Annotated in this window: 4 protein-coding genes; 2 read left to right on the forward strand and 2 right to left on the reverse strand. The window is 47.4% G+C overall.

Annotation, left to right across the window (positions count from 1 at the left end; genetic code table 11):
• Positions 1-113: 113 nt before the first annotated feature.
• Positions 114-932: a DUF4349 domain-containing protein gene (locus MRY86_RS08925; protein WP_293563308.1), complete on the forward strand. Its 819-nt coding sequence runs from the start codon at positions 114-116 to the stop codon at positions 930-932.
• A 289-nt stretch (positions 933-1221) separates the two neighbouring features.
• Here MRY86_RS08925 and MRY86_RS08930 read toward each other — a convergent pair whose 3' ends face one another.
• Together MRY86_RS08930 and MRY86_RS08935 are read right to left on the reverse strand one after the other, a co-directional pair.
• Positions 1222-1449 (reverse strand): ATP-binding protein, encoded by a 228-nt coding sequence (locus MRY86_RS08930; protein WP_293563309.1) that lies wholly within the window; start codon positions 1447-1449, stop codon positions 1222-1224.
• 29 nt (positions 1450-1478) lie between these two features.
• Complete coding sequence (locus tag MRY86_RS08935; protein WP_293563310.1) at positions 1479-5552, reverse strand: ATP-binding protein; 4074 nt, start codon at positions 5550-5552, stop codon at positions 1479-1481.
• Positions 5553-5928: 376 nt separating this feature from the next.
• Between MRY86_RS08935 and MRY86_RS08940 the strand changes: the two genes are divergently transcribed.
• A partial coding sequence (locus MRY86_RS08940) for a choice-of-anchor A family protein (RefSeq protein WP_293563311.1) occupies positions 5929-7977 on the forward strand: 2049 nt, incomplete at its 3' end.

Raw genomic sequence — 7977 nt, forward strand, 5'->3', positions numbered from 1 at the left:
AGGAGCATAGCCTAAGCTAAGTGACTGAAGAGTAACGAAGTGCAGGATAAAATTTGGCAAATGCAGCCCAATGGGTGAAATCCCAACATAGTCTAAAACCAAACCTGAAAACCATGAAAATGACACTTCGCATCTTTATACCATTATTCGTACTGGCTTTTTCAGCTATGGCCTGCGACGGGCGCTCCGGCTCTTCAGATTATTCCTACGCCAGTGAGGAGGCTCAGGCTATTCCTGATCAAACCACTGAAGCCAGATCTGATGGTGGCTCCGGGGATGCTGTCCCGGAAAAGAAAGTAATCCGCACAGCCCGGTTGAGGATGGAAGTGGCTGATTACGAGGAGGCGATTAGAAAGGCTAAGCAGATCATCAATGCATTTGAGGCGGAAATCACCGCTGAGGAAGAGCGGCAATACGGGCAGCAATTGGAGAATCAGCTGGTGATCCGGCTGGCGCCCGCAAAGCTGGACTCTATGCTCAATGCCCTGCAAGGGCTGGCACTGCAAATTGACTCGCGCTCGGTTAACGCAGAAGATGTTACACGGCGGTACGTCGACCTTGAAACCCGGCTGGCATCTAAGCGCGCCGTTATTGCCCGTTACCAGGAGCTTTTGGCGGAAGCCCGGAATGTCAATGAAGTATTGGCTGTGGAGAACAACCTGCGGCAGGTCATCGAGGAGGTGGAGTCAATGGAGGCCCAATTCCGTTACCTGAAGCAGCAGGTAGACCGGAGCACCGTTTACCTAACCATGTACGAGACCAGCTCAGCAGGTATCGCTCAGCGCAGCTTTGGCAGTAAAATAGCAACGGCTTTTGCAGATGGATGGGGGCTGTTGAAGAATTTGGTACTCGGTGCCATTACGGCCTGGCCTGTTCTCATCCTGCTGGCATTGCTCATTTGGTGGTGGCGCCGGCGTAGGGCAAAGCGATAGCAATACAAAATGAAGTTGCTCAACTCGCATTCGGTCAGATTCGGCAATCGGTACATGAGGTGCTGCGAAGGAGTAATCCAACACAGCCTAGCCCAGCCTGTTTTGACCCGAAAAGCCCATCATTATAGGGATCACAAACAAGATTATCGCAAAGAGAATCATCAATGAAAACGTTCCGCCTGTCATGATTGTCGATTTTGGTGATGAATTATCTTCAAGGTAAGCGGAATAGCGGCCGGGAGCGTTGACAGTGGTCAGCGGCGGGGCTGATTTTTGATAAGGCAGGGTATTAAATTAAGGGAAAGTAGCGGGTGAAAGTACTGCCCTGCCCCTCTTCGGAGCTTTCTACCTCCATACTGCCGTCATGCCGGTCCATAATGCGTTTGACGATGGCTGGCTGGTTTTTCTGACTTTCGACTAGGAAAAGGACATAACGCAATTGCGAATACTCGACGTAAAAGGCTGGGAACCGCTGATGACAGCACGCTTGCCGCAACACCTTCCGTTGGTTTTTCATGGCTGGGTGGCTCGGATGTTCGCGTAAATTTATTTGTCTTGTAGAGCTTGATACTTTGACGGCAGCACGCCGAATTCCTCTTTGAATATATGCGAAAAATGGCTTACGTTCTGCATGCCTACGGCAAAACACACTTCAGAAATAGTTTGGTATTGCCGGTTTTCGAAGTAGGATAATGCTTTTTGCAGGCGGATTTTTTTAAGATATTGCGACGGGGATAAACCGGTGTAGGCTTTGACACGGTTGCGGAGGGTGCGCTCGGAAACGTGCATGGCGATGGCAAGATCTCCTACCTTCAAGTCTGGCCGGTTCAACCGCTTGTAAATTTCGTTTTCGAGCTGTTTCAGCCACAAATGATCATAGCTTTTTGAAGGTTCATTGCTGCTAAAGCTTGTGCCTTGGCTATTCTTTTGTTGCTCCAGATATTGCCAATGTGCCTGGCGCAGTTTGATGTTGCGTACCATGCTATTGATCCTGGCACATAGCTCTTCTGGTTCAAAAGGCTTAGATAGGAAATAATCAACGCCGAGATTGAAAGCTTGCTGCTGAGCAGTGTTTTCCGACATAGCCGTGAGCAACAAAAACGGTAGATGCCGTAGCTTGGGTGTGGCGCGTACCTTTTCCAGTAGTTCGAAACCATTCATGTTCGGCATTATTATGTCAGAGATGACAATAGAGATACTGTCCTCTCCTTCCAGTATGCTTAAGGCTTCCTGCCCATCGGCAGCTGTGCTCAGTTGGTATTCTGCACCCAGCGTGTGCTGGAGCAGTGTGAGCATTTCCGCATTGTCTTCCACGATAAGGAGATGAGGCTGTTCCACTTCCTGATTATTGTCTGTGTGAGGAAGTGCTGAAGTTTCTCTTTTGGGGGTAGAAAATTCCTGTAGGGGGTGTGACAGGCTGACCTCTTCCGAAAGTGGAAAATGAAAAAGAAAAGAACTGCCAGCAGGGGAGGTGCTTTCCAATTTCAAGTCTCCCTGCATAAAGGAAGCGTAGGCTTTACACAGTGCTAGGCCGATACCGAACCCACCAGTATGTTTTGAGCTTCCTTTAAAGTAGCGCTCGAAGATGTGCGGTAGATCATCTGGATGGATACCAGGACCGGTGTCTGTTACTTGGATAAAAACATGCTGGCCTTTTTTCTTGGCATGTACTTTGACAGTGCCGTTCGCAGGGGTGAATTTTAGGACATTGTCTATGAGATTGTTGATAACACGAGCCACCTTTTTCTGATCTAGGAAAATAATGGTCTCCTCGCTGGGGGAAGTGTGTAGTTGGAAGTCGATGTGCTTTTCCGCCGCTCTGGTCTGGAAGGTGTCGAAAAGCCTAGTGAAAAAGTGCGGCCATTCGCAAATGCTTGGTAGTAGCTCCATTTCCATGGACTGTAGGCGTGTAAGGCTGAGAATATCTTCGATCATTTCTTTTATATGCCAGCTATTGTTCTGGATTTGCCGTAGGCTATTGGCTTGCTCGCTTTTTTGGGGCAGCGCTTTTTCCAGTATCCTGGAATGCCCAATGATAAGTGAGAGTGGGGTGCGAAACTCGTGGCTGATATCGGTAAAGAGCTGGTTTTTTACATTGAGCATGACCTCCAGCTTCTTGGACTGATCCCGAATTTTATCCGTTTTCTCATCTACTACCTTTTGTAGCTGGCGGTTTTTTAGCTCTAATTGTCGGCTTCTCCAAAAGATGAAGAGCCGGACCGAACAGACCAGTATCAAACCAGCCAAAGTGAGAAACCACCAACGTAAATAAATGGGGTAAGCCAGCTGCAACTCTATTTGGCTATTGGCAAGCAGCTGTTCTGGAGCATTTTCAGCATGTATGCGTACTTCCAAAGACTGTGTGCCATAGGGAAGCCGACGAAGTATGATGTTCAGTCCATTAGAAGTCTGCCAATCTTCCGCAAAGCCTGGGACGCGCCATTGAAAAGTGATAGGTGTTTGGTCATAGTAAGGAAAGCCAAAGTCCATTTTGATTTCCTTGCCCCACGCGGGGATCGGTATAGATTGGGGTAGATTTGGGTATTTTCTTTTCTCTGTGCGGTCGGACGCTGGGCCTCCCTGAATCGTCAGCCTGTCTAGATATATTGGGCGTAAGGTTCGTTCCCCTTTATGGATGAGCTGTTCTGGTCGAAAAATAAACAGCCCGCGAGGTCCACCGAGGTATAGTAACCCATCTTCATCTTGATAATGACCCAAAAAGTTAAACTCTTTATACAAAAGGCCCTGATGGTTATGGAGGGGTAAGCAGCGGAGCGTATGGGGGTCAAAACGGGTAATTCCAGCATCAGAACTTATCCATAATTTCTCCTCCCTATCTGTGTATACGGCATGCAACCTGCCAGAGGGGAGTCCTTGTTGATGGGTGTAAAGATGGTAGGATGCACTAAAGGGGGCCCACTGTAGCAGACCTTGGTTCGTAGCTATCCAAAATTGACCTTTTTTATCCTCTGTTAAGTGGAATGTCTGTAAGGGAATATCATCTTCCTCCTGATGGGGGTTTTGAAATGAGTGGAGCGTCCTTCTGTTCCAGTGATATAAGCCATATTGGGTGCCTAGCCAGTATTGGTCTTGGGCTTGATGGGAGAAATAGATTGCAGTATCAAGCAATGCTACTCTGGAAAAAGTGCTTTGCTGGGAGTCGATTTTCCACAATCCATCTTCGCTACCAAAAACCAGACCTTGGTCAGGTAAGTGAAAAAAAGTATTTGCCTCGTTCATGGCTATGGTGTCAAGGTTCCTTAGTGTTCGGTAAGTGTCCTGATCCGGAAAGTATTGGTAAACAAGGTCATCAACAGTACCTACCCATACGGATTGCCCATTAGAATAAACTGACTTAGGTGTTGAGGATATAGGTATAGCGGTGGTCTCAAGTTTATCGTTTTCGCTTAATAGGTATAGTCCCTTATAAGTGCAAATTGCTAAATGATTGGGTCCAGCCTTGGCGATTTGCCTAATGCTAGCGACCCTATCAGGTTCGTATAGCTGCCGTTTAAATTGTAAGGGCGAGAATTCCAGCCGGATCAGTCCCCCGATGCCGGATAACCATATCACGCCTGGTGAACCCAGTATATAATGCTTTTGCCGGTTGAGGTTAATATGATATTGGGTCGATAACCATTTGTTGAGGTCTGGTATGATGATTTCCCCATCATAGACTACAGAGTATTTGTTTTGGTGGGGCGTAAGCTCATTATAATCTTTACCAATGATGGAATAACCTTTTCCGAGAATAGAAGCATTAGAGGAATACAAATTTTGTGAGTTGCCCCAATTATCAACTTCGAGTTCATCCGGTGGGTAAATGTTTTTTCCGGTAGGAGTAAATTGGACTAGCGTATCCATGTTAATAGAAGTGAGCCATAATTGTAACCCTTCATCCACTCTAAATTGCGGTTTGTCGAATGTGCTGGCTGATTTGAACTTGGTTTGCTCCCTCCCATGACTATCTAATAGTTGAATGACACTATCAGATAGAGAAACTTTCCAAAACGTTTGGGATGGTCCTGGATAGTATTTTTTGCTATCGCTGGAAATGTAGTTAGCGATATTTTCTAGCTTATCCTTGTAGCGCCATACACCTTGCGTGGTAAAAAAGTAAATACCCGTTTTCGTTCGGAATACATCCCCAATACTGCGGATGGAAGGTAAAGTTGACCCTGTGTATACTTCAACTGAACGGGGCACTTTGGTAAATGGGTCAATTACAAGGAAGGTAAATGAATCTTTACCTGTCTGACGACAAACCCAAATATTTCCGTTGTCATCCTCCGCTAAAAACGGATAGATATCTTTTACAGAAGAGGAAGTGGAAAGGTACTCTTCGAAACTATATCCATCAAAACGAAATATACCCTTCGCTGTTGCAATCCACAACGCACCCTTCCGATCCTTGATTATGTCCATAATGAGCCAGGATGGCAGTCCATCTTCTTGCTCCCAAATCGAGACTTCAATTAGATGGCCTTTTTCCGTAGAATTGTCTTTAACGGACTGTGCCCGAGCATCGAAAAAGAGCACCACACTAAAAAATAATATTAATGTTTTGATGGGGATCCCCATTAGAAATGCAGTTTGATAGTTAAGGATGATTCTGTACATGTTTTTGGGAGAAGAGCTGTAACTGTTTGGAATGATAAAGGCAGTCTTTAATGCATATATAAAGGTAGAAACAATTCAACATTCCGTTCAATGATTTGCTAAAATTCGGCGTGACTTTGCCGGATTCCCGTAGCGGCGAGGTCCATTTTTTAGCAATTCTTGTTCTCCTATGTGCCGAATTTCGGTAAAGAGTTGCCGAGATAAAAACTTGTTTTGCCCGTAGTTTGAGCGCGAGGATAGGAGTCTATTCGAAATACCTTTTGTTACATCAGTTGACTGTAGTGAAAGGCGACAAAGAGCATCTTTCGTAAGAAAAACAATAAGTTCGGTATTCCGGCTAGCATTGCTGTATTACACAAATCATAATCAGAAACACATGAGCAATAGATTTTTTTTCTTTCTTTTGGGAGTCGCAATGAGCATTCCTCTGAATACAAAGGCTGGTAAGCTAGGGAATTCGACTCCTCCCCCCTCCTTTCAAGCCCAAATCAGCCAGCTCTGTGACGGCGACAGCCCCAACGAGGGCACCATTATTTATGCTACTGCGGATAATGCCCCAAGCGGCAACTGGGTGCTTCGTACCCTGAATAATCCCGCTGAAGTATGGGCAACGGGCGCTAACGGCAGCTTGCAGGAAGCCGTGATGGTGCCGGTGGGTACCGTTCTGGAAATTGTGGATGGCAATAATATCATCGGCAGTGATGTAGCGACGATCACGAATCTGACCGGAGGATCAACGTTCTACACCATTCCTGATGATGATAATTCGGTGGAAGGGGATAATGTACTCGGCTGCCAGAATGAAGAAGCCTGCCCTGCTGGAAGCCTTTTCGACCTGATTGGGCAGGGATTTGCCGGATCCTACAATGCCATGAATCCTAATGGCATTCTTGGCGCGAGTACCCTGGCAGGGCCACACAATGGCAACTTCAATGCCGTCATTTTTGGTGACCTCAATAACGATGGAACCGGTGATACGGAAGGCCGCTTGGCAGTGCAAGGCAATTTTTCCTCGGTCAATCCCGACCCAGTCCAATTGTCGACCTACACGATTGGCGCAAGTAATCCATTGGCTACTGGTGCATTGCATGCCCCTCAGGGGTGGGATAATTTAGTTGTCGGTGGAGATGTGAGCCACGAAAATCCAAGTGTAGGGGTTCGGGGGAATCTCCTATACAATACGGCGACCGCCTTACCTGGCTTCAGCGGCGGCTTTAGTCAGGTGCCCGGTATTTACCGGAACTTCACCCCCGATGTAAACTGGGCGAATGCACTGGCGTATTTCCAGAGCTTCTCCTCCGATTATGCTCCTGCAAATATCAGTGCAAGTTGTGTAACCTTTACCCTCGGAACGATTGACGATTCTGCAGACCCCATTATTCTGGATGCCCAAAATAACAGTGGCGTGGTTGTATTCAACCTGACCGGTATAGGGGCTGGCTCGAGTTACGACTTCCGCAATACGGGGGACGCTGAGATGATCTTGGTGAATGTAGGAGGAATGACGCTTACCAAAACAGGTGGTTCAATCTTTATTGACGGTGCCGCAGCGACCAAGCCTTATGATGGTGGGGAAGTAACCTTGATCGAAAAGACGCTCTGGAATTTCTATGAAACTACCACCATCAGCCACGGCGGCTTCGCTTGGTTGGGTAGCTTCCTGGCGCCATTAGCTTCTACTACTACACTAAGTGGTGGAGATATTAACGGACAGGCTGTGATCGCCGGAGATGTTACGCAGGAAGGCGGTTTCGAGTTTCATAACTTTTGCTTTACCGCAGACTTTTCCTCTTGTGTGTGCATCAATCCGGTCGCTACAGTTACGCCAGATGCAGGCAACTGTGTGGGAGGTGTTGTTACAGACAACGCATCTATAGACCTAACAGCCGTGACTAACGGAGATGAAGCCGGAATCAGTCTTGGTAATACTTACAGCGGCCCGAATTACGGTGACCCGGCTAATGTCGATGTAAGTGGCGGCAGCGGTTCCTTTACCGGCTTAATAAATAATACGCAGTATACCATCCGGGTATACAATGCCAACAGCGCATGCTTTACAGATTATACAGTCACTACGCCTGAGTTAGTACTGCCAACGGTGACCCTGAATGACCCGGCTGATGTGTGCATTGATGGTACCGACATGTCCTTCACAGGGTCTCCCGCACCCGGTGGAGGCGCTACGGGCACCTTTAGCTCGAATGCCCCTGCAGGCTTCACCGATAACAGTGATGGCACGGCATCGTTAGACGTAAACGCAGCAGGAGCGGGTGTTTACACGGTCACTTATTCCTATACCGATGCCAGTGGCTGTGCAGCCAATCAGATGGTAAGCGTTGAGGTCTTTGCATTGCCTACTGTCACCCTGAACGACCCAGCGGACGTGTGCATAGACGGCAGCGATATGAACTTCACGGCTACGCCA

It is taken from the genome of Phaeodactylibacter sp. (assembly GCF_022763345.1).
Classification (GTDB): domain Bacteria; phylum Bacteroidota; class Bacteroidia; order Chitinophagales; family Saprospiraceae; genus Phaeodactylibacter.

Bases quoted from the DNA above. Each gene is read 5' to 3' on its own strand.
- MRY86_RS08935 (WP_293563310.1), bottom strand. From the start codon at position 5,552: ATGTACAGAATCATCCTTAACTATCAAACTGCATTTCTAATGGGGATC.
- MRY86_RS08930 (WP_293563309.1), bottom strand. From the start codon at position 1,449: ATGAAAAACCAACGGAAGGTGTTGCGGCAAGCGTGCTGTCATCAGCGG.
- MRY86_RS08925 (WP_293563308.1), top strand. From the start codon at position 114: ATGAAAATGACACTTCGCATCTTTATACCATTATTCGTACTGGCTTTT.